This window comes from Methylobacterium sp. 001424705, from assembly GCF_059816145.1.
Map to the genome: position 1 here is coordinate 118107 of NZ_JCBANU010000010.1, position 20871 is coordinate 138977.

Annotated in this window: 20 protein-coding genes and 1 pseudogene; 17 read left to right on the forward strand and 4 right to left on the reverse strand. The window is 70.6% G+C overall.

Features of this window, described 5'->3' with window-relative positions; genetic code table 11:
• Positions 1-67: 67 nt before the first annotated feature.
• Positions 68-1687 (reverse strand): gamma-glutamyltransferase family protein, encoded by a 1620-nt coding sequence (locus AC6EUL_RS10085; RefSeq protein ID WP_499869995.1) that lies wholly within the window; start codon positions 1685-1687, stop codon positions 68-70.
• 95 nt (positions 1688-1782) lie between these two features.
• A complete protein-coding gene (locus AC6EUL_RS10090) occupies positions 1783-2847 on the reverse strand; it encodes an SDR family oxidoreductase (protein ID WP_056277964.1) in 1065 nt (354 codons plus the stop codon).
• Between the two features lie 111 nt (positions 2848-2958).
• On the opposite strand from AC6EUL_RS10090, the gene AC6EUL_RS10095 reads away from it, so the two are divergent.
• From AC6EUL_RS10095 to AC6EUL_RS10110, 4 genes are all read left to right on the forward strand, one after another.
• Entirely contained in the window at positions 2959-3336 is a 378-nt protein-coding gene (locus tag AC6EUL_RS10095; RefSeq protein WP_056212318.1) for a winged helix-turn-helix transcriptional regulator, read from the forward strand.
• 76 nt (positions 3337-3412) lie between these two features.
• Positions 3413-4414: an asparaginase gene (locus tag AC6EUL_RS10100; RefSeq protein ID WP_499869996.1), complete on the forward strand. Its 1002-nt coding sequence runs from the start codon at positions 3413-3415 to the stop codon at positions 4412-4414.
• 251 nt (positions 4415-4665) lie between these two features.
• A complete protein-coding gene (locus AC6EUL_RS10105) occupies positions 4666-4938 on the forward strand; it encodes a hypothetical protein (RefSeq protein WP_056212321.1) in 273 nt (90 codons plus the stop codon).
• Between the two features lie 71 nt (positions 4939-5009).
• Entirely contained in the window at positions 5010-5636 is a 627-nt protein-coding gene (locus AC6EUL_RS10110; RefSeq protein WP_499869997.1) for a DNA-3-methyladenine glycosylase family protein, read from the forward strand.
• Here AC6EUL_RS10110 and AC6EUL_RS10115 read toward each other — a convergent pair whose 3' ends face one another.
• Positions 5637-7250, reverse strand: a complete 1614-nt coding sequence (locus AC6EUL_RS10115; RefSeq protein ID WP_499869998.1) for an amidase family protein — start codon at positions 7248-7250, stop codon at positions 5637-5639.
• Between the two features lie 141 nt (positions 7251-7391).
• Between AC6EUL_RS10115 and AC6EUL_RS10120 the strand changes: the two genes are divergently transcribed.
• From AC6EUL_RS10120 to AC6EUL_RS10170, 11 genes are all read left to right on the forward strand, one after another.
• Positions 7392-8330, forward strand: a complete 939-nt coding sequence (locus tag AC6EUL_RS10120) for a 2-hydroxyacid dehydrogenase (RefSeq protein ID WP_499869999.1) — start codon at positions 7392-7394, stop codon at positions 8328-8330.
• Positions 8331-8490: 160 nt separating this feature from the next.
• The gene (locus AC6EUL_RS10125; RefSeq protein ID WP_499870000.1) at positions 8491-8739 is read left to right on the forward strand and encodes a hypothetical protein; all 249 of its coding nucleotides are present in this window, start codon (positions 8491-8493) and stop codon (positions 8737-8739) included.
• Between the two features lie 514 nt (positions 8740-9253).
• The gene (locus tag AC6EUL_RS10130) at positions 9254-10075 is read left to right on the forward strand and encodes a fumarylacetoacetate hydrolase family protein (RefSeq protein WP_499870001.1); all 822 of its coding nucleotides are present in this window, start codon (positions 9254-9256) and stop codon (positions 10073-10075) included.
• 91 nt (positions 10076-10166) lie between these two features.
• On the forward strand, positions 10167-10490 hold the full coding sequence (locus AC6EUL_RS10135) for a hypothetical protein (RefSeq protein ID WP_056495291.1): 324 nt from the start codon (positions 10167-10169) through the stop codon (positions 10488-10490).
• A 110-nt stretch (positions 10491-10600) separates the two neighbouring features.
• Positions 10601-12319, forward strand: coding sequence for an NAD(P)H-dependent oxidoreductase subunit E (locus AC6EUL_RS10140; RefSeq protein ID WP_056212335.1), 1719 nt, complete (start codon positions 10601-10603; stop codon positions 12317-12319).
• 87 nt (positions 12320-12406) lie between these two features.
• The gene (gene fdhF, locus AC6EUL_RS10145) at positions 12407-15373 is read left to right on the forward strand and encodes a formate dehydrogenase subunit alpha (RefSeq protein ID WP_499870002.1); all 2967 of its coding nucleotides are present in this window, start codon (positions 12407-12409) and stop codon (positions 15371-15373) included.
• A gap of 164 nt (positions 15374-15537) precedes the next feature.
• The gene (locus AC6EUL_RS10150) at positions 15538-15750 is read left to right on the forward strand and encodes a hypothetical protein (protein WP_056212340.1); all 213 of its coding nucleotides are present in this window, start codon (positions 15538-15540) and stop codon (positions 15748-15750) included.
• Positions 15751-15952: 202 nt separating this feature from the next.
• Positions 15953-16240, forward strand: a complete 288-nt coding sequence (locus tag AC6EUL_RS10155; protein ID WP_056378979.1) for a hypothetical protein — start codon at positions 15953-15955, stop codon at positions 16238-16240.
• A 105-nt stretch (positions 16241-16345) separates the two neighbouring features.
• Positions 16346-16528, forward strand: coding sequence for a DUF3606 domain-containing protein (locus AC6EUL_RS10160; RefSeq protein WP_055957170.1), 183 nt, complete (start codon positions 16346-16348; stop codon positions 16526-16528).
• A 95-nt stretch (positions 16529-16623) separates the two neighbouring features.
• Positions 16624-16890: a DUF6894 family protein gene (locus AC6EUL_RS10165; protein ID WP_056212344.1), complete on the forward strand. Its 267-nt coding sequence runs from the start codon at positions 16624-16626 to the stop codon at positions 16888-16890.
• A 1242-nt stretch (positions 16891-18132) separates the two neighbouring features.
• Positions 18133-18348 carry a hypothetical protein gene (locus AC6EUL_RS10170; RefSeq protein ID WP_056354719.1) on the forward strand — a complete coding sequence of 72 codons (216 nt, stop codon included), beginning with the start codon at positions 18133-18135 and terminating at the stop codon, positions 18346-18348.
• A gap of 660 nt (positions 18349-19008) precedes the next feature.
• Here the strand turns inward: AC6EUL_RS10170 and AC6EUL_RS10175 are convergent.
• Positions 19009-19362 (reverse strand): hypothetical protein, encoded by a 354-nt coding sequence (locus AC6EUL_RS10175; RefSeq protein WP_156653356.1) that lies wholly within the window; start codon positions 19360-19362, stop codon positions 19009-19011.
• Positions 19363-19711: 349 nt separating this feature from the next.
• Here AC6EUL_RS10175 and AC6EUL_RS10180 point away from each other — a divergent pair, with 349 nt between their 5' ends.
• Both AC6EUL_RS10180 and AC6EUL_RS10185 read left to right on the forward strand, forming a co-directional pair.
• On the forward strand, positions 19712-20452 hold the full coding sequence (locus AC6EUL_RS10180; RefSeq protein ID WP_499870003.1) for an Abi-alpha family protein: 741 nt from the start codon (positions 19712-19714) through the stop codon (positions 20450-20452).
• A gap of 63 nt (positions 20453-20515) precedes the next feature.
• Positions 20516-20788 (forward strand): annotated as a pseudogene (locus tag AC6EUL_RS10185) (transposase); the annotation flags it as partial.
• Positions 20789-20871: the final 83 nt, after the last annotated feature.

Genomic DNA, 20871 nt, shown 5'->3' on the forward strand with positions numbered 1-20871 from the left:
AGCCGGGAAGACGTTCGAAAGTGCATACATTATCCGTGCCAGCGGATGCCGGCGCAAGCGCGGCCGGTTACCAAACCGCCACTTGCCCATCGCGGCGCGGATCGCTGGCGCCGACATAGCCCTCGGTGCCCGCATCCCCCATGCGCCAGATGAACTGGCCGGCGCCGAAATCCTGGTAGCTGTCCTGGATCACGTCGACCCGGTGGCCGCGCTCCACAAGGCCCTGCAGGGTCGCGGCCGGCATCGTCGCCTCGGCGTTGATCTCCAGGCCCGCGTTGAAGCGCCAGCGCGGCGCGTCGCAGGCGGCCTGCGGGTTCTGGCCGTGGTCGATCATCCGCACCAGGGTCTGCAGGTGGCCTTGCGGCTGCATGTTGCCGCCCATCACACCGAAGCTCATCACGGGCGCGCCGCCCTGCGTGAGGAAACCCGGAATGATGGTGTGGAAGGGCCGCTTGCCCGGTGCCACCACGTTCGGACTGCTCGGGTCCAGCACGAAGCCGTAGCCGCGGTTCTGCAGCGACAGGCCCCATTCGGGCACGACCACGCCCGAGCCGAAGCCCATGAAGTTCGACTGGATGAAGCTCACCATCATGCCAGATTCATCGGCCGCCGTGAGGTAGACGGTGCCGCCGCGCACCGGGTTGCCGGCGCCGAAATCCTGCGCCCGGCGCGGGTCGATCAGCTTGGCGCGGTCCGCCAGATAGGCGGGGTCGAGCATCGCCTCCGGGCTGACCTCCATGCTGCGCGCGTCGGCGACGTAGCGGTAGGTGTCGGCGAACGCGAGCTTCATCGCCTCGATCTGCAGGTGCTGCGCCGCCGGCCCGTCGGGGGCCAAGCCCGCGAGGTCGAAGGAGTCGAGGATGCCGAGGGCGATCTGGGCGGCGATGCCCTGCCCGTTCGGCGGGATCTCGTGCAGGGTGTAGCCGCGGTAGTCCTTGGCCGTCGGCGTCACCCATTCGGGCCGGAAAGCGGAAAGGTCCGCCACCGTCATGGCGCCGCCATGGACCGCGGCGTGGCGGGCCATGGCCTCGGCGATCTCGCCCTCGTAGAAGGCCCGCCCCTTGGTCTCGGCGATGGCCCGCAGCGACCGGGCGATGCCCGGCAGGGTGACGCGCTCGCCCACATGGGGGGCGCGGCCGCGGGGCAGGAAGGTTTCGGCGAAGCCGGGCTGGCTCACGAGATCGGCGACCGTCGCGGCGGCCGCCCATTTCTGCTGCACCACGACCGGCGCGAGGTAGCCGCGCTCGGCGATCTCGATGGCGGGCTGCAGGAGATCGGCGAAGGGCAGCGTCCCGAAGCGCTCGCTCAGGGCCACCCAGGCCGCGACGGCGCCCGGCACCGTGACGGAATCCCAGCCCCGCATCGGCGGGCGCTCGGCTGCCCCGTATTTCCGGGCGAAGTAGTCGGGGGTCCAGGCCGCCGGCGCCCCGCCCGAGGCGTTGAGGCCGTGCAGCGCCTTGCCGTCCCACAGGATGCAGAAGGCGTCCGAGCCGAGGCCGTTGCTGCAGGGCTCGGTGATGGTCTTGGCCGCCGCCGTGGCGATGGCGGCATCGACCGCATTGCCGCCCTGCCACAGCATGCGGATGCCGGCCTGGGCCGCGAGGGCGTGCGAGGTCGAGACCATGTTGCGGCCGAAGATCGGCATCCGCACGGTGGGGTAGCCGGTGGTCCAGTCGAACGGCTTCATCGGATCGGGGTCTCGCGCATCGGGGGATCCGGCGATGATGGAGACAAACGCCGGGTCCGCCAAGTCGCGGGCGAAGCCCCGGCCGGTGGCGGATGTCAGGGAATGACCCGCTCCGCCCGCAGGCGCGCGAACAGGTCGAAGAACGCGTCGTCGGTGGCCTGGTAGTCGAGGAAGCCGAGGCGCCGGCTCTTGCTCATGTCGGTGACGACCTCGATGGGGCGGCCGAGATCCGCATCCGTGTGCCAGGCCGAGGCGAGGCGCCCGAGATCGGCCTCCTTGAGGCCGTGCCGGGCGGCGAGTTCGGCCCAGAGCGGGGCGGCGCCGTCCATCTGCTGCTCCAGGGGCAGGACCGTGCCATCGAAGGGCGCCGGCTGCACGCCGAACCAGTCGGCGATCCGGCCCCACATCCAGCTCCAGCGGAAGACGTCGCCGTCGACGATGTTGAAGGCCTCGTTGCGGGCCGCCGGCGTGGTGGCGGCCCAGGCGAGCTGGCGCGCCAGGATGCGCGCATCCGTCATGTCGGTGAGCCCGTTCCACTGGGCGGCCGAGCCCGGGAAGCGGAACGGCCGACCGGTCTCGCGGCAGAGCGTAGCGTAGACGGCCAGGGTCACGCCCATGTTCATGGCGTTGCCGAGCGCGTAGCCGATGATGGTGTGGGGCCGGTGCACGCTCCAGCCGAAGCCGTCCCGTGCTGCGGCGGCGAAGACCTCGTCCTCCTGCGCGTAGTAGAAGTTCTCGACGTCGAGGCGGCCCTGCTCCTCGCGGAACGGCGTGGCCGGCAGGGTGCCCTTCCCGTAGGCCTCGAACGGCCCGAGATAGTGCTTGAGGCCGGTGACCAGGCCGACATGCGCCACGCCGCCGTTCGGCCGAAGGGCGTCGAGGAGATTGCGCACCATCGTCCCGTTGACGCGGATGTTCTCCGCCTCCGTCTCCTGGCGGAGCCAGGTCGTGATGAAGACGTCGGTGGGGCGGACCTCCGCCAGCGCTCCGCGCAGGCTCTCGGGGTCGAGGAGGTCGGCGGCCACCGGCGTGACGCCGGCCAGGTCGGCGGGCGGGCGCCGGGCGAGGCCGGCCACGGACCAGCCCTCCGACACCAGGTGACGGGCGAGGTTGTTGCCGACGATGCCGCTGACGCCGGCGATGAGGGCCGTCCTGGTCATGGAAGTCTCCGTCTTGATCTGAGACCGACCTATGGAGACAGTCCGCCCCTGACCAGACGGCACCGATTGGGGTCATAGGCACCAAACGGTACCCAGCAAAGGGCGACGACCATGGAGAGGCTGAGTGCGGACGAGACGTGGCGCGAGGACTGCGCACCGCGCCGGGTGCTCGACCTGTTCGCCACCAAGTGGACCAGCATGGTCCTGCACACGCTGCACGCTCGCCACGGCGGGGCGGCGCGCACCGGCGTGCTCCAGCGCAGCCTGCCCGGCATCTCGAAGAAGATGCTGACCCAGACCCTGCGCGACATGGAGGCGAGCGGCCTCCTCACCCGCCACGTGGCCGGTACGGTGCCGCCCGCCGTGGACTATCGCCTGACCGCGCTCGGGGGCCGCTTCGTCGAGCCGGTCGAACTCCTCTACGCCTGGGGCCGCGCCAATGCCGACGCCCTCGACGACCTGAAGCCCCGGCCGACCTCCCGCCGCTGACGGGCGGAGGCCGCTCCGGCAAGCCTCCTGCATGGGAGGGCCGCCGAACCGGCAACCAGGCGGAGACGACGACACGATGGCGACGCGATCCAAGGTGGCCTTCATCGGCACGGGCGGGACGATCGCGTCCCTCGGCTGGGATTCCCTCGACGTCCTCGACTACACCGCCACCGGGCAACGCCTCGCGGCCGACGCGATCCTCGAGCGGGTGCCCGAGGCGCGCACCGTGGCCGAGGTGGTCGCGGTGCCGTTCCGCGCGGTGGCGAGCCCCGCCATCGGCTTTGCCGAGTGGCGTGCCCTCGCCGCCCTCTGCGCGGAACTCGCGGAGGCCCATCCCGACCTCGCCGGCATCGTGATCGGGCACGGCACCGCGACCCTGGAGGAGACCGCCTACGCGCTCGGCCTCACCCTGACGGTGGCCTGTCCGGTGGTCCTCGTCGGGGCCCAGCGCCCGATCAGCGCCCTGTCGAGCGACGCCGGCCTCAACCTCGTCTCGGCCCTGCGGGTCGCCGCCGACCCGGTCTCGCGCGGGCGCGGGGTGCTGGTGGTGCTCAACGACGAGATCCAGGCGGCCCGCGAGGTGACGAAGACCTCGGTCGGCCGGCTCCAGACCTTCCGCACGGCGGATTTCGGCGTCCTCGGCCACGTCGATGGACCGCATGTCCGCTACTACCGCCGCCCCGAGCGACGGCACGCCCCGGGCACGCCCTTCACCCTGGAGGGGCGGGCCGCCCTGCCCCGGGTCGACGTCGCCTACGCCTATGCCGACGCAGACGGCACCGCCGTGCGCGCCTTCGTGGCAGCCGGCGCGCAGGGACTCGTCTCGGCGGGCCTCGCCCCCGGCATGACGCCCCCGGGCGAGGCCGACGCCCTGGCCGAGGCCGTGGCCGCCGGGGTGGTGGTGGTCCAGTCCACCCGCGCCGGCAGCGGCGTGGTGCCGGTCACGACCCGCCTGCGCGAACGCGGGATCCTCAGCGCCGACAACCTGACGCCGCAGAAGGCGCGGATCCTGCTCGCGCTGGCGCTGACCCGCACCCGCGATCCGGTCGACATCGCCGCGATGTTCGCGACCTACTGAGCGGCAGGGCGCGCCGTTCGACGGGTGCGGATGGCGCGTGCGGCCGGCCCCAAACGCGTCGACGCCGATCGCCCGCAGAGGGCACGCGAAGACGGGAAAACGGAAGGCGGAGCGCCGCCCGAACCACCCGCGCCCGCGCCTATTCCAGCGAAGTCTGTGACCTTTCGGCGTTTCGGCCGTTAATGAGACATGCCGAACCGGTCGCGACGGCGTGACCGGCCATCCCGAACCATCGACGCGAGGTCCCTTTCATGAAGTCATTCGTCATCGCCACCGCCCTCCTCCTCACCCCCGTCGTCCTCGCGGGCACGGCGCAGGCCCAGGGCACCATCCGGGGCGCCGAGCGCGGCGTCGAGGACGGCAACCGCGCGGCCGGCCCGATCGGCGGCGTGGTGGGCGGCGCCGTCGGCGCGGCCACCGGCACGGTCGGCGGCGTCCTCGGTGTCGATCCGGATCGCCGTGAGGACCGGATCGAGCGTCGCGAGGAGCGTACCACCATCACGCGCGAGCGCCGCGACCGCTAAGCCGACCGCCTCGGCCCCGTCTCGGGGCCGAGGCCTTTCCGGGCCTGTCCGCCCAATCCCCGCCGGACCGCATGCGCCCCGATTCCGATCCGCACGCCCACCTCCTGGCCACCGCCCGGGGGTTGTCCCATGCCCTGCACGACGCCCTCGCGCGCCTCGGGCCTGTGCCGGTCGAACCGCCGACCCACGCCCATGTCGCGGACCGCCTCGCCCTCGAGGTCGTGAACCAGCAGATCTCGACCCGCGCCGCGGCAGCCATCTGGGCCCGCGTCGAGGCCGCGGCGCAGCTGCGGAGCGTGGCCCCCCGCGACCTCTTCGTCGAAGCCCATGCCGAGACCCTACGCGGCTGCGGCCTCTCGGGCGCCAAAGTGCGGGCGGTCCAGGCCATCCGCGCCGCGGACGAGGCGGGCCTGTTCGGCCCCGACCTCGCCACCCTGCCCCACCCGGACCGCGCGGCGATCCTGCGCAGCATCAAGGGCGTGGGCCAGTGGACCGCCGACATGATCGGCATCTTCCACTATCACGACCCGGACATCTGGCCGGCCGGCGACGTCGCCGCCGTCGGCAGCCTCCGGCGCCTGACCGGCTGCACGGACACGCAGGCGTTCACGGGCTCCTTCGCGCCCTATCGCTCCCACCTCGCCCGCGCGATGTGGCGGGTACGCGACCTCGTGCCGGCCCCGACCCGCGCGGCCTGATCAGCGCGCCCCGAGGGGCGGCGTGCTCGCCGGCAGCCGACGCAAGGTCGTCGCCTGCTCGAAGGCGTAGGCGAGACCGAGGAGCTTCGCCTCGCTCCAGGGCTGGCCGAGCAGGTCCATGCCGACCGGCACGCCCTCGGGCGCCGTCGCGGTAGCGGCCGAGAACCCGGCCGGGACGTCGATGGCGGGGAAGCCCGTCAGCCCCGCGACGATCCCGTTGCGATCCGCCTGGTTGAGTTCGCCGATGGGCACCACGAGCCGCTTCTGCAGCGGGTAGACCAGGGCGTCGAGCTTCTGCGCCGCGAAAACCTCGGTGACATGCGCCTTCAGGGCGGCGATCCGTCCGAGACGGGCCCTGTACTCGGGCTCGGCCATGCCGTCCTGGCGCGCCTCGGCGGCCGTCAGGAACGACTCCAGGGCGGCGCGGTGGAACCGGCCCGAGGCCAGGATGCCGGCGAGATCCTTGTGCGGCGCATTCGGGATCGTGGCCAGATAGCCGTTCATCAGCGCCTTGTACTCGTAGGTCTGAACGTCGTCCTCGCGGTTGAGGGCGTCGGCCTCGAAGGCCGGATCGTCGATCCGCACCAGGGTGGCGCCCGCCGCCTCCAGGGCGTCGAGGGCCGTCTGCATGACGCGGTTGACCTCCGCGTGCTCCGGCTTGGTCCCGAACAGGGCCCGGACGACGCCGAGGCGGGCGCCCTTGAGGGCGTCGGGCTTCAGCGCATCGGCGTAGCTCCGCGCGACCTTGCCGATCGCCGCGGCCGTGAGGGGATCGGCCGGGTCGGGGCCGGCCATGGCCTGCAGCAGGGTCGCCGCATCCGCCACCGTGCGGGTGATCGGCCCGATGGCATCCTGCGTCTTCGAGACCGGCATGATGCCCGCGAGGCTGATCAGCCCCTGGGTGACGCGCAGGCCCACGAGGTTGTTGGCCGAGGCGGGCGAGCGGATGGAATTCACGGTGTCGCTGCCGAGCCCCCCGAGGGCGAAGCCGGCAGCCAGCCCCGCGCCGACGCCGCCGCTGGAGCCGCCGGGGGTGCGGGTCAGGTCGTAGGGATTGCGGACCTGTCCCCCCAGCGAACTCACCGAGACCCCGCCGAGGGCGAGTTCCTGCATGTTCGCCTTGGCCAGCACGATGGCGCCGGCGGCGCGCAGGCGGGCCACCGCCGTGGCGTCCTGCGCCGGCTGCGCGCCCGCCAGCGCCGCCGAACCACCGGTCGTCGGCAGTTCGACGGTGTCGTAATTGTCCTTGAGGAGCAGGGGGACGCAGCCGAGGGGCTTGGCCGCGCCCGCCGTGCGATCCGCGTCGTAGGCTTCGGCCTGGGTCAGGGCCTGCGGGTTCAGCGCCCGGATCGCCGCGAGCTTCGGACCGGCCTGATCGTAGGCGGCGATGCGGTCGAGATAGCCCTGGACCAGGTCGCGGCAGGTGATCCGCCCGGAGGCGAGGGCCTCGCGCGCCCCGGCGATCGTCGCCTCCTCCACTCGAAAAGGCGCCGAAGCCGCATCCTGCGCCGCGACAGGGGCGGCTTGGGCGAACACGACTTGGGCGAACACGACTTGGGCGAGGACGGCGCCGGCGAGGACGCAGGCCGGTCCGGAGAGGGCGATCTTGGGCATGGGATTCCGATGCGGATCGAGGAGGCCCGCGATCAGGCAGCCTCCGGAGCCACATGGTCAAGGCGTTCCGTTGACGGCGGCCCGCTCGCGGGTGATCCCGTCGCCGGGCGATGCGCGCCGGCCCCGAGGAGATCCGAATCGATGCCCTCTCCTATCCTTCTCGTGACCAGCCTTCCCGCCGCCGAGGAAGCGGCCTGGCGGGACGCCCTGGGCGCAGCCATGCCGGGAGAGCGAATTCACACCGCATCCGAGGGCGCCCCGGCGGTCGCGGCGGAGGTCGCCATCGTGGCGAACCCGCCGCTGGGGTCCCTCGCGGGCCTGCCGAACCTGCGCTGGATCCAGAGCCTCTGGGCCGGCGTCGACCGCCTGGTCCTCGACGACACGCTGCCCGACGTGCCCGTGCGGCGCCTCGTCGACCCGACCCTGGCGCGCGCCATGGCGGAGGCGGTGGCGGCGGCGGTCCTGCACCTGCACCGCGATTTCCCGCGCTATGCCGCCCAGCAGCGCGCGGGAACGTGGCGCCAGCATCCCGTCCGCCCAGCCCATGAGCGCCGCGTCACGATCCTCGGCCTCGGCGAGATGGGCCGGGCCGCAGCGGACCTCCTACGCGCCCTCGGCTTTCCCGTCCGGGGCTGGAGCCGGTCCGGCACCGCCCACGGGACGATCCCGGTCGCCAGCGGCCCGGACGCCTTCGCGCGGAGCCTCGCGGCGGCCGACATCCTGGTCAACCTGCTCCCCCTGACCCCCGACACCCGCGGCATCCTGGACGCCGACGCCTTCCACCACCTGCCGCCGGGCGCCGCCCTGGTGAATTTCGGGCGCGGCGCGCACGTGGTCGAGGACGATCTCCTCGCCGCCCTGGCGACGGGCGCCCTCGACCACGCGATCCTCGACGTCTTCCCGGAGGAGCCCCTGCCCCCGGAGCATCGCCTCTGGACCCATCCGGCGATCACGATCCTGCCCCACGTCGCGGCCCCGACGAACATGGCCTCGGCCGCCGCGCTCGTCGCCGAGGCGGTGGCGGAGTTCCGGCGCACCGGCCGTGCGCCGGCAGGGATCGACCGGAGGCGGGGCTACTGAGGGCCTGCGCCCCCGCGCCACCCGCGTGCGGCGCCTCGAACTCGACCGGAGCGGGGGACGCGGACACGCTTCGTCACGCTGGCGGCAACGGCGCGACAAACGGGCCGGCTATCTCCCGGTTCGAAGCGGCCATCGCCGCTCCGACTTCGGAGACAGACCCATGAAGACCACGATGTTCGCCCTCCTTACCGCCGGCCTGCTCGCGGCGGCCCCGGCCCTCGCCGTCGACGGACACGGCAACGCGTCGAACCCCGAGCAGGTGAAGCCGAACCTCGGCTCCGTCTCCGGCGGACCGAACCACAGCGACGATCCCCGGGTGCGGGAGACGCAGGACAAGGGTCTCGACGGCAAGCCGCTGCATTCCGACACGGACGGGCATGCCCACGGCCACGGCCACGGCAAGAAATAGTCCCGCCGCCCCGGCCCGACGCCGCCCCCGCTTCCCGCAGGCTCACCCGCCTGCGGGAAGCGCGCCCGAGGGACGAAGACCCTGGCGCTGCCGGAGGCCGTGAGGACCACCCGCGGCGGCGGCGCCAGGGGAAAGCCCCGACGATGATGAGCGCGAGGGAGCCGTCGTTGCCGCGCAAGGGAAAAGCCGCGTTCGGTGCGCGGGGAAGTCGCCGGCCCGCGCGTCACCGCAGCGTGGCCGCCATGGGCGCCGGTGGCGGGGACATGGGCGCCGCTGGCGAGGACATGGGCGCCGCTGGCGAGGAGGAGTCCCACCCGGGTGACGCGCAGGTGCGCCGGGGCGAAGATCGACAGGGCGGTGGTCGGCACGGAAGGGCGCGGACCGGCGCCGGGCTCGGGCAGGGGCCGGCACACCCCGACCACCGGGCGCGCCGGCTCGAGGGGACGCACTGGGGCGGCGCCGCGTTTACACCGGACAACCACGGCGCGATCACACCCATCCGAACGGATCTCCCATGACCACGAACAGACGCAACGCCCTTAGGGTCGCGGCCGCGGCCGCCGCCGGCACTGCCCTTCGGTCCACGGGGGCGACCGCCGGGGAAGCCGGGACGGCCCCGGGCGGCGCCGCGCCCCGGCCGCTGTTCGCCCTGCCCCCGGTCACGATCCCCATCGTCGGCAGCGCCGAGGTCTTTCCGGTGCGGCGGATCTACTGCATCGGGCGCAACTACGCCGCCCATGCCCGCGAGATGGGTTCGGACCCGACGCGCGAGCCGCCGTTCTTCTTCCAGAAGCCCACGGACGCGATCCAGGTCGTGCCCGTCGGCCACGTGGCCGACCACCCCTACCCGTCCCTGACCCGGAACTACCACCACGAGCTCGAACTGGTGGCCGCCCTCGCGTCGGGAGGCCGCAACATCCCGAAGGAGGCCGCCCTCGACCATGTCTACGCCTACGCAATCGGCCTCGACATGACGCGGCGCGACCTGCAGCGCGGCATGGGCAACCAGAAGAAGCCCTGGGAGATCGGCAAGAGCTTCGACCAGGCGGCGCCGATCGGGCCCCTGCATCCGGTCTCGGCCCTCGGCCACCCGGTGCGCGGCGCCATCCGCCTCAGCGTGAACGGCACGGTCCGCCAGGACGCCGACCTGTCGCAGATGATCTGGTCGGTGGCCGAGCAGATCGCCAACCTGTCCGAGGCCTTCGAGCTGAAGGCCGGCGATCTGATCTATTCGGGCACGCCGGAGAATGTCGGGCCGGTGGTGCCGGGCGACGTGCTCCTTGGGCAGATCGCCGGCCTGCCCGACCTGTCGATCCGCATCACCGACCGGGCCTGACCGCCCGTCGTCGGCGCGATGACGAAACCGCGCGGCTGAATGGCCGCGCCGCGCGTTGATGCCCCGACACTCGCGACTTGGAGCCGCATCGATGACCGAATCCCACACCGTATCCACAGCCGATTGGGCCGGGATCGTCGCCCAGGGCTACGCCGACGCGGCAGCACCGCCGCTGACGCCGGAATTGCTGGAGACGGTTCGGGAAACCCTGCGCGGGGCCGGCCTCGACCGTCCCCAGGCGGAGTCCCTCGATGCCGCCACCGTGGCGCGGGTCAACGAGGCCCTGGACGCCTTCGAACTCGAGATCAACGCCGTGGTCGGGCCGCGCGTCGCCGCGCTGCCGGCCGGTGCGCCGCCGTCCTTCGTCCAGCGCTCGGAGGCCGGGCGGCCGCTGCGCGCGTTCGGCGGCCAGTGACGCGCGACCAAATTCACTTCCGAATTTTTCTCATGTGCTGCTATGGGGAGGCCTATAAGAACACTGCGCAGAATCTGGTATTTTGAATACCAAAGGGGTAGGATGAACGCATGAGCGCGCATGACATCGGCGAGGTTCGCCGCTTCGAGCACCCTGGCAAGGGACGCAACCGAGCCAGGCCCGTCCCCAAGGGACGGCAGGTCGAACCCGTGGCCAAGGTCGAGATCGAGCGCCTGCTGGGCGATCGGTCGCGGCAGCGCGACCTGCTGATCGAGCACCTGCACCTCGTCCAGGACACCTACGGGCGGATCAGCGCCGCCCACCTAGCGGCCCTGGCCGACGAGATGAGCCTGGCCTTCGCCGAGGTGTTCGAGACGGCGACGTTCTACGCGCATTTCGACGTGCTCAAGGACGGCGACGCCGACCTGCCGGCCCTCACCGTGCGCGTCTGCGATAGCCTCACCTGCGCGATGTTCGGTGCCGAGCCCCTGCTGGAAGCCCTGCGCGAGACCCTCGGCAGCGGGGTGCGCGTGGTGCGCGCGCCCTGCGTCGGCCTGTGCGACCACGCCCCGGCGGTCGAGGTCGGCCACAACTTCCTGCACAAGGCGGACGTCGCCAGCGTCACAGCGGCGGTCGAGGCCGGTGACACCCACGCCCACCTGCCCGCCTATCCCGATTACGACGCCTACCGTGCGGGGGGCGGCTACGCCGTCCTCGACCGGCTGCGCTCCGGCGAGCTTGGCATCGACGCCATCCTGCAGGTCCTCGACGACGGCGGCCTGCGCGGCCTCGGCGGCGCCGGCTTCCCCACGGGGCGCAAGTGGCGCTCGGTGCGCGGCGAGCCCGGTCCCCGCCTCATGGCGGTGAACGGCGACGAGGGCGAGCCCGGCACCTTCAAGGACCAGCTCTACCTCAACGCCGATCCGCACCGCTTCCTCGAGGGCATGCTGATCGGCGCCCACGTGGTGGAAGCAGCCGACGTCTACATCTACCTGCGCGACGAGTACCCGATTTCCCGCGAGATCCTGGCCCGCGAGATCGCCCGGCTCCCCGCCGGCGGCCCGCGCATCCACCTGCGCCGGGGTGCGGGCGCCTACATCTGCGGCGAGGAATCCTCGCTGATCGAGTCCCTGGAGGGCAAGCGCGGGCTACCGCGGCACAAGCCGCCCTTCCCGTTCCAGGTTGGCCTGTTCAACCGCCCGACCCTGATCAACAACGTCGAGACGCTCTACTGGGTCAGGGACCTGATCGAGAAGGGCGCCGATTGGTGGAAGAGCCACGGCCGCAACGGCCGGGTCGGCCTGCGCTCCTACTCGGTGTCGGGGCGCGTGAAGGAGCCGGGCGTCAAGCTCGCCCCCGCCGGCCTGACCATCCGGGAGCTGATCGAAGAATATTGCGGCGGAATCAGCGAGGGGCACCGCTTCGCGGCCTACCTGCCGGGCGGCGCCTCGGGCGGCATCCTGCCGGCCAGCATGGACGACATCCCCCTCGATTTCGGCACCCTCGAAAAATACGGCTGCTTCATCGGCTCGGCCGCCGTCATCGTCCTGTCGGACCAGGACGATGTGCGCGGCGCGGCCCTGAACCTGATGCGGTTCTTCGAGGACGAGTCCTGCGGGCAGTGCACGCCCTGCCGCTCCGGCACGCAGAAGGCACGCGTGATGATGGAGAACGACGTGTGGGACACCGATCTCCTCGGCGAGCTTTCGCAGTGCATGCGCGACGCCTCGATCTGCGGCCTGGGCCAGGCGGCGTCGAACCCGCTCACCACCGTGATCAAGTACTTCCCGGACCTGTTCCCGTCGCCGCAGCGGATCGCGGCTGAATAGCGATCCATCCCCGATCCGACGGCGCGGCTGCCCCCTCGCGGCAGCGGCCCGACCCCGATTTTCCTGCGCCATGACTGGAGCGGAACCATGAGCAGCGGCACACAGAACAGTGGTCTCAGCGGAGCCCACGCCACCACCCCCACCGGCCCCCAGGATGCGGGCGGCAAGGCGGACGGCGCCAACCCGGGCGCCGGGAGCACCTATTCCGAGGGCACCCAGTCGGGCGGCCAGGCGGGTCCGGCCCCGAGCGGCACCTTCGGCCTCAAGGAGATGCCGGCCGGAATCCCGGGCGTGATCTTCGAGTTCGACGGGCAGCAGGTCGAGGCCGCCCCGGGCGAGACGATCTGGGCCGTCGCCCAGCGGCTGGGCACGCACATCCCCCACCTCTGCCACAAGCCCGCCCCGGGCTACCGGCCGGACGGCAATTGCCGCGCCTGCATGGTCGAGATCGAGGGCGAGCGCGTGCTCGCCGCCTCGTGCAAGCGGGTGCCGGGCGTCGGCATGAAGGTGAAGTCCGCCTCGGAGCGGGCGACCAAGGCCCGGGCCATGGTGATGGAGCTCCTCGTGGCCGACCAGCCGGCCCGGGAGATCTCGCACGACCCGACCTCGCATTTCTGGGCGCAGGCCGACCATGTCGCGGTCACCGAGAGCCGCTTCCCGGCCGCCCAGCGCTGGGAGGGCGACTGGAGCCACCCGGCCATGCGGGTCAACCTCGACGCCTGCATCCAGTGCAACCTCTGCGTCCGCGCCTGTCGCGAGGTGCAGGTCAACGACGTCATCGGCATGGCCTACCGCTCGGCGGACGCTAAGGTTGTGTTCGACTTCGACGACCCGATGGGCCAGTCGACCTGCGTCGGCTGCGGCGAGTGCGTCCAGGCCTGCCCGACCGGCGCGCTGATGCCGTCGGCCTACCTCGACGACAGCCAGACCCGCACCGTCTATCCCGACCGCGAGGTGGACTCGCTCTGCCCCTATTGCGGCGTCGGCTGCCAGGTCTCCTACAAGGTCAAGGACGACAAGATCGTCTACGCCGAGGGGCGTGACGGACCGGCCAACCAGAACCGCCTCTGCGTGAAGGGCCGCTTCGGGTTCGACTACGTCCACCACCCCCACCGGCTGACCAAGCCCCTGATCCGCCTCGACAACGTGGCCAAGGATGCCAACGACCAGGTCGATCCGGCCAATCCCTGGACCCATTTCCGCGAGGCGACCTGGGACGAGGCGCTGGAGCGCGCCGCCGGCGGACTCAAAAAGATCCGCGACACCGTCGGCCGCAAGGCGCTGGCGGGCTTCGGCTCCGCCAAGGGCTCGAACGAGGAGGCCTACCTCTTCCAGAAGCTGGTGCGCCTCGGCTTCGGCTCGAACAACGTCGACCACTGCACCCGGCTCTGCCACGCCTCCTCGGTGGCGGCCCTGATGGAAGGCCTGAACTCCGGCGCCGTCTCGGCCCCGTTCTCGGCGGCCCTCGATGCCGAGGTCATCGTCATCATCGGCGCCAACCCGACGGTGAACCACCCGGTGGCCGCGACCTTCATCAAGAACGCGGTCAAGGAGCGCGGCGCCAAGCTGATCATCATGGATCCGCGCCGGCAGGTCCTGTCCCGGCACGCCTACAAGCACCTCGCCTTCAAACCGGGCTCCGACGTGGCGATGCTGAACGCCATGCTCAACGTCATCGTGACGGAGAAGCTCTACGACGAGCAGTACATCGCCGGGTACACCGAGAACTTCGAGGCGCTCAAGGAGCGCATCGTCGAGTTCACGCCGGAGAAGATGGCTCCGGTCTGCGGCATCGACGCGGAGACCCTGCGCGAGGTGGCCCGCCTCTACGCCCGCTCCCGGGCCTCGATCATCTTCTGGGGCATGGGCGTCAGCCAGCACGTCCACGGCACCGACAACTCGCGCTGCCTGATCGCGCTCGCCCTCACCACGGGCCAGATCGGCCGCCCCGGCACCGGCCTGCACCCCCTGCGCGGCCAGAACAACGTCCAGGGCGCCTCCGATGCCGGCCTGATCCCGATGGTCTATCCGGACTACCAGTCGGTTGAGAACGAGACCGTCCGCGACCTGTTCGAGACGTTCTGGGGCCAGTCCCTCGATCCGAAGAACGGCCTGACCGTGGTCGAGATCATGCGCGCCATCCACACGGGCGAGATCAAGGGCATGTTCGTCGAGGGCGAGAACCCCGCGATGTCGGACCCCGACCTCAACCACGCCCGGCACGCGCTCGCCATGCTCGACCACCTGGTGGTGCAGGACCTGTTCCTGACCGAGACCGCCTTCCACGCCGACGTGGTGCTGCCGGCCTCCGCCTTCGCCGAGAAGGCGGGCAGCTTCACCAACACCGACCGGCGCGTGCAGATCGCCAAGCCCGTCGTCCCGCCGCCGGGCGACGCCCGCCAGGATTGGTGGATCCTGCAGGAGCTCGCCCGACGCCTCGGCCTCGACTGGACCTATACCGGCCCCGCCGACATCTTCACCGAGATGGCCCAGGTGATGCCCTCCCTGAAGAACATCACCTGGGAGCGGCTGGAGCGCGAGGGCGCCGTGACCTACCCGGTCGACGGTCCCGATCAGCCCGGCAACGAGATCATCTTCTACGCCGGCTTCCCCACGGCGAGCGGGCGGGCCAAGATCGTGCCGGCCCACATCGTGCCGCCGGACGAGGTGCCCGACACCGAGTACCCGATGGTGCTCTCCACGGGCCGCGTGCTGGAGCACTGGCACACCGGCTCGATGACGCGGCGCTCGGGCGTCCTCGACGCCCTGGAGCCGGAGGCGGTGGCCTTTATGGCGCCGAAGGAGCTCTACCGCCTCGGCCTGGAGCCCGGCGACACCATGCGCCTGGAGACCCGCCGCGGCGCGGTGGAGCTCAAGGTCCGGTCCGACCGCGACGTGCCGGTGGGCATGATCTTCATGCCGTTCTGCTACGCCGAGGCCGCCGCCAACCTCCTGACCAACCCGGCCCTCGATCCCATGGGCAAGATCCCGGAGTTCAAGTTCTGCGCCGCCCGGGTCGAGGCGGTCCAGCCCCGGCAGATCGCCGCCGAGTAGGGCGGGCGCCCCTCACCACGCGACGGCCGGGGGCCGGTGGCGACGCGCATCGGCGTCGCCTCCGGCCCCTTTTTGAGGGCGGGGCGGCCTTCGCCTGGGGAAGGCCCTGAACCGATGCCAAGGTTGGCTGTTGGTCCTCGCCGACCGCGATCCGAGGAGCCTCGATGTCCCACAGCCCTGATTCCCACGCCGGAGAGTCGGTGGCCGTCACTTTCCGGGGGCGCGGCTTCGCCCGCCTGCGCGGCCAGACGCTGTCCGTGCTGGTCTGCCCCCGCTGCTCGCAGCGCAACGCACCGAAGGTCGCCGACAAGGGCTACTGCCACTGGTGCGCCTACGAGCCCTCCCGCGAGGACATCGAGCCGGCCCAGGCGGCCTGAGCCGGGGCCTGCGCCTTAAACCCTGCAGCGCGGACGGGAACAGGCGCGGCTCCCGGATGCGCGGGGCGTCAGACGGATGCCGGCCTGTCCGCAGCGATGGGGCCCCGGCGGCCTGGTGTCGTCCCCGCCGCGTCCAGAACCATCGGCGTCAGCGTGGCGTTACCCGAGGCGTGCTTCACGCCAATCATTCGGGAGAAACGCCATGAAGGCCCTCGCACTCGCCCTCGCCGGCACCTTCGCCAGCACCCTCGCCCTCGGTTCGGTCGCCCTCGCGGCCGAGGGCGGCTCCGGCACCACCCGGTCCGGGACCATGAACTCCACCGGCCCGAACGATGCCGGCGCCGGCTCCTCCCCGGGCGCGGCCGGCAGCGGCCCCTCCACCGGGGACAAGAGCCGGTCCGGCACCTCCAACAGCACCGGCGCCAACGATGCCGGATCCGGCGCCTCGCCGGGTGCCGCGGGCAAGGGCACCGGCGCGCCCACCCGCTGATCCGCGACGCGGCGCGCGATGGCGCGCGCCGCAGGCTCGCCCCGGCCGGCCCGGCACCCCATATCGGTCCCGCGCCGCCCGGCGGCCGCGCGGACGGGAACGGACATGGCTGGCCTCAAGGACAAACGCGGCTTCATCGACAAGGATCGCCTCGACCTCTCGGAGCGCAAGGCGGTGGAGTTCTGGATGAAGCGCTGGGGCGTCACCCAGGACCAACTCGCCGCCGCCCACCGCAAGGTCGGCCGGATGACGAAGGACATCGCGGCCGAACTGGGCAAGAAGCGCTAGCGACCAGCCCGCCCCTGCCCCGCCCGCCCGCGCGCCCCTATCTTCCCGCGCAGGTCATGCGCGCGGGTCACCGCGCCGAACGGGAGCCGGCTTCGATGCCACGCTACTACTTCCATACGCATATCGGGGACGACGTGGTGGTGGACCCAGACGGCCGGGACCTGTCGAGCCCGGACGCCGCCTGGGCCGCGGCCCAGATCCTGGCCCGGCAGCTCCTCCAGGGCGCCGACAGCGACCCGCAGCTCCTGCGAGCGGTGCTGTTCGTGGAGGACCAGACCGGAGAGATCGTGCTGGAGTTTCCCCTGACCGAAGCCCTCGGGATCGAACCCCTGTCCGATCCGCCGGACGGTACGCGGCACTGAGGCCGGCGGAGCGCCCCGGCGCGCGATCGATTTGAAGCAGGGGCCGAGACGGGCCAGGACAGGTCTCGTCAGGAACAGCGTCTCGCCGGGCACCCCGTTCCAGGCCTCTGCGAGTCCTGGCGGAGTCCCGCCAGCGTCTTGGTCACGGTCACGTGAGTCCCGCGCGGCGCGATCGGCTGCCGATCCACCATCAAAAGCTTGCGAGGGTGGTCTCAAAAGCACAGCCTTCACGTTCGCACATTCGATTCCACAACGCGCATTGCGCATTTCCCATGGTCGTAGCAGCATGCTCCGCAGCCGTGCCGTCCGTGCGCGGAGAGGAAGCGCAAGACGCCATGTTCGCCTACGTCACGATCCATCTTGCGTGCTTCGCGCTCGTGCTGGAGATGGCCGGCCGCGCACCGCTCTGGCCCGACGAAGTGCCGGTTAGCCTGCGCCGCTGAGCGCCAGCAGCCCGCGCAGCTAGGCGCCGATCAGCCAGAGCGCTCCCCAGCCCAACAGCCCGACCCATCCCAGTTCCAAGACGGCAAGTGACCCCAGAACGATGGGGGTCAGGTAATCACGTGGGGGCTTGCCTTCTGCGGACGTGGTGTCAGCCGTCGCGGCCAGGGCTTGTTCCGCCATGAGCATGTCCGATGTGAGAGGTGGATGTGTCCGTAACGCGGTCCCGTCGGAACCGTTTCAAAGTTTATCCAAAATTGGGTTCAAGTTCCCCGCCGGGCAACCATTGCGGCAAAACTGCGACACGAACCGTTTTCATACGCGGGTGCTGTCCCTCGACAATCTCCACCGATCCATCGGGCGGTTTATCTCGGTTGATTGCGACAGCGCTCTTGCGGTTGTGATCGCGACCGACACGCGGCTCGTCGCCAGCGCGCCCTCCGAGCACGTGGTCGCGGGGCGTCGGCTCCCCATGCGACACCGCACGACGCGTCCTACCGGGGGGCAGCGAAGGTCGTGGCGGCCCACGCGTCGAAACCGGAGATCCCCCACCAGGCGGCCCGGCCCCGGCGATGCCGTGAGGCCCCCGCATCCGGCCGGACCGGAGGGCGCACCACCGGGGCGCGGCACCTGAACTCGCCCGCGTCCGCTTGCCCCCTGAGCCCAGGGCGCTACCCTGTCGCGCATCAGGTGCGATCGAAGGCGCCGCGTGCGCCTCCGTTCCCGGACAGCGCGCGACGGGGCACAGGCAGGAAGGGACCTGGGATGAGAGATGAGGTTCGGTACCCGCAGGTCATTCCCATGGTGCAGGCCGTGCTCGACACCCTCCGGGCGGGCATCGCGGCGGAGGAAGCGGCCGCGTCGGAGCTCGCCGCACTGGCCGACACGATGCGCGACGCGCAACCGGAGACGGCGACCGCGATCCTCACGACGAGCCGCAACCATGCCATCAAAGCGCTGGCGCTGCGCGGTAGGCGGGCGGCGCTCCTGGCAGAGTACGGTCTGGAGTCGATGTGATCTCCGCGCGCCGCACCGGCGCGGCGGCCGCGATCTCCTGCAGGCCCCGGGCGTAGAGCTTCGCCACAGCGGACCAGAAGCGCCCGGCATCCTCACCCTGGAGGAGGCGCAGGCGCCGATCGATGGCCTCGCGCGCCGCCTTCGCCATCGCGTCCAGGTCTTCGGCGGCTTCGAGCAGCAACGACATCGCGGCATCCTCATGCTGTGACGCACCATGGGGAACGTCCGCGCCGCACGAACCGATCCCTCGCGGGGAAGGCGGGCGCCCAACGGCGCCGCCGGACACCCGCGGGCCGCCTTGTCGGCCGAGCCGAATGTCCGTCCCGACGAGGACCCGGCGCGGGAAGCCGCCCGGTCCCGGGCCCGAGGGGGAACGACCCGACGACGCCTTGGCCCGGGAGGCCGACGGTCCTGGTGCCGGTGTGCGTGGGATCCTGGAGCGGAGGAGTCGGACCGCCTCGTCGGACGGCGGAGCCTGAAGGGCTTGCGGCGCAGAGCCGGGGAACAGCCTGCCTGTCTCGACCACCGGATCCGGCTTGAGTTTCTGAGCGGTCGACGCGTCTCAGAACATGGGTGCCCGGACAAATCGTCGACGAATTCAACGAAACCAATGGCCGAAGGCTCAGGTGCGGGACAACGGGTACCTCTGATATGCGAGGGCTATTTCCCGAGCCTCCCGCACGTCTGTCCGGCGACAACGGGCAGAAAATCGCCAGATCTCGTAGGTGCAGCAATCGATCGTTTGATCGACAGTGCGACCCTTTTGATGACCTGACGGCCGGAACGATAGGCGAGCTTACTCCACCAGGGATCAAGGTCGTCGCCCTCAGAAGCGGGCGCGGGATCGTCGCCGGCCAGCGCGACACAAGGCGCGGCATGGCGCTGAACCGACACCGGCGTACCCGTGAGCCCGATACTCACGTCTTGCTTGACGAGCAACGTGAATCGGTCGTCAAGGCGCGCGTCGGTGACGAACTCCCGGTAGGCCGCCCGGCTCCAGCCCAGCGTCGCCACGAACACTCGGGAGGGTCGGGCGCTTTTCGGGAAAGGTTTCGCGTCGCCGGAAGCGACGACTCTGAAGCAACCTTGCGGCGCCGGACACGTGTTCGCTGTGGACGGAATTAACTCAGGTTATTTTTCGCCTACCATCGCGGGGTTACGGTTGTATTGCACGAAATACACAGGTTGCGATCGTAACGAATCGGCAATCCTCTGCTTGGTATTCAAAGTGAATTCTACCGGACTATTGAGACTTCCGACTCGGTGCGAGAGCGCAGAGCGCTAGTTACGCTTCAGCCACAATTCCCATGGGCCCTCGATGAGCGATCCAACACACAAGCCACCCCACGCAGTCGCAGGTGGCTTGAAGGCCGAAGCAGCGATGGGCCTCCAGCCTGAGAAATCGTCGAGCCCGATGCGGCGACTGGTCGAATACGTTGTCGACAGCTTTCGTGACTTCAGCGAAGCGCACGGCCTCCGGTGGGATCAGATCAGGCTCCAGCAAGCGGACGTGGCCATCACGGTTGCAGAGATGGCGCGCAGGCAACTTGAAGCGGACCGGATCGCGATTCAGCCAGTTGCGCCCAAGGTTCTGGTGCCCCTCATCGAGAAAGCCTCGCTGGAGGCGCCGGAGGGTGAGATGGTCCAGCGATGGGCGAGCCTCCTCGCCAGAGCGGCGTCTCCCGGAGGTCTTCCCCCACGGCTCATCCAGATCATCTCTGAATTGGAGGTCCGACAGGTGGCATTGCTTGAGCGCGCCACCATCAACGGCTTCGAAATGTTCAAGAATCCCCGACAGGTGCTTCGGGATTCGGCCGTCGAGCTTGGATCGAACCAGATTGAGGCGATCATCGACAGCGTTCTTTGCGACGATGACGCGACTCCCGAAAGCATCATCGAAGCCTTTGTTTTTTCGCTCGAGCGCCCGGGCGCCCTGTATCTGGCCAGCTCCGTGTTCAGCGACCGGACGGAACGGTATGACTTGCGCGTTCCGGACCTCGATGTCGTCGAACGGGACATCGCGATCTGCGAGAGCCTCGGTTTGATGAAACTCGTTCGGGTGCCGGTGTCCTTCGATCTCAACGAGGACCGGTTCCAGGGCTGACCTGACCGGCTGGCTTTGGACCGGGCTGATTGAGAGGATCAGCCGGGACCGAAGGAGCTGGACATGAAGCGAGGTCAGAAGACGGGTGCGGAGCAGGTGGTTCTGAAGCTGCGCCAGATCGAGGTGCAGACGGCACAGGGCAAGAGCTTGGCTCTGGCGTGCAAGGAGGCAGAGATCTCCGAGCAAAGCTACTATCGCTGGCGTAAGGAATACGGGGGGCTGCAGATCGACCAGGCACGTCGAATGAAGGATCTGGAACGCGAGAACGCGCGATTGCGCCGGCTCGTGGCTGACTTGTCCTTGGAGAAGCAGGTTCTGGCGGACGTCGCCTCGGGAAACTTTTTCTCTATTCGGGGTTCATCGGTCAACTCCCTTTCGTGCGCATCCTGGTTCGGCGCGTGAACGGTCCTGTGGAGCTC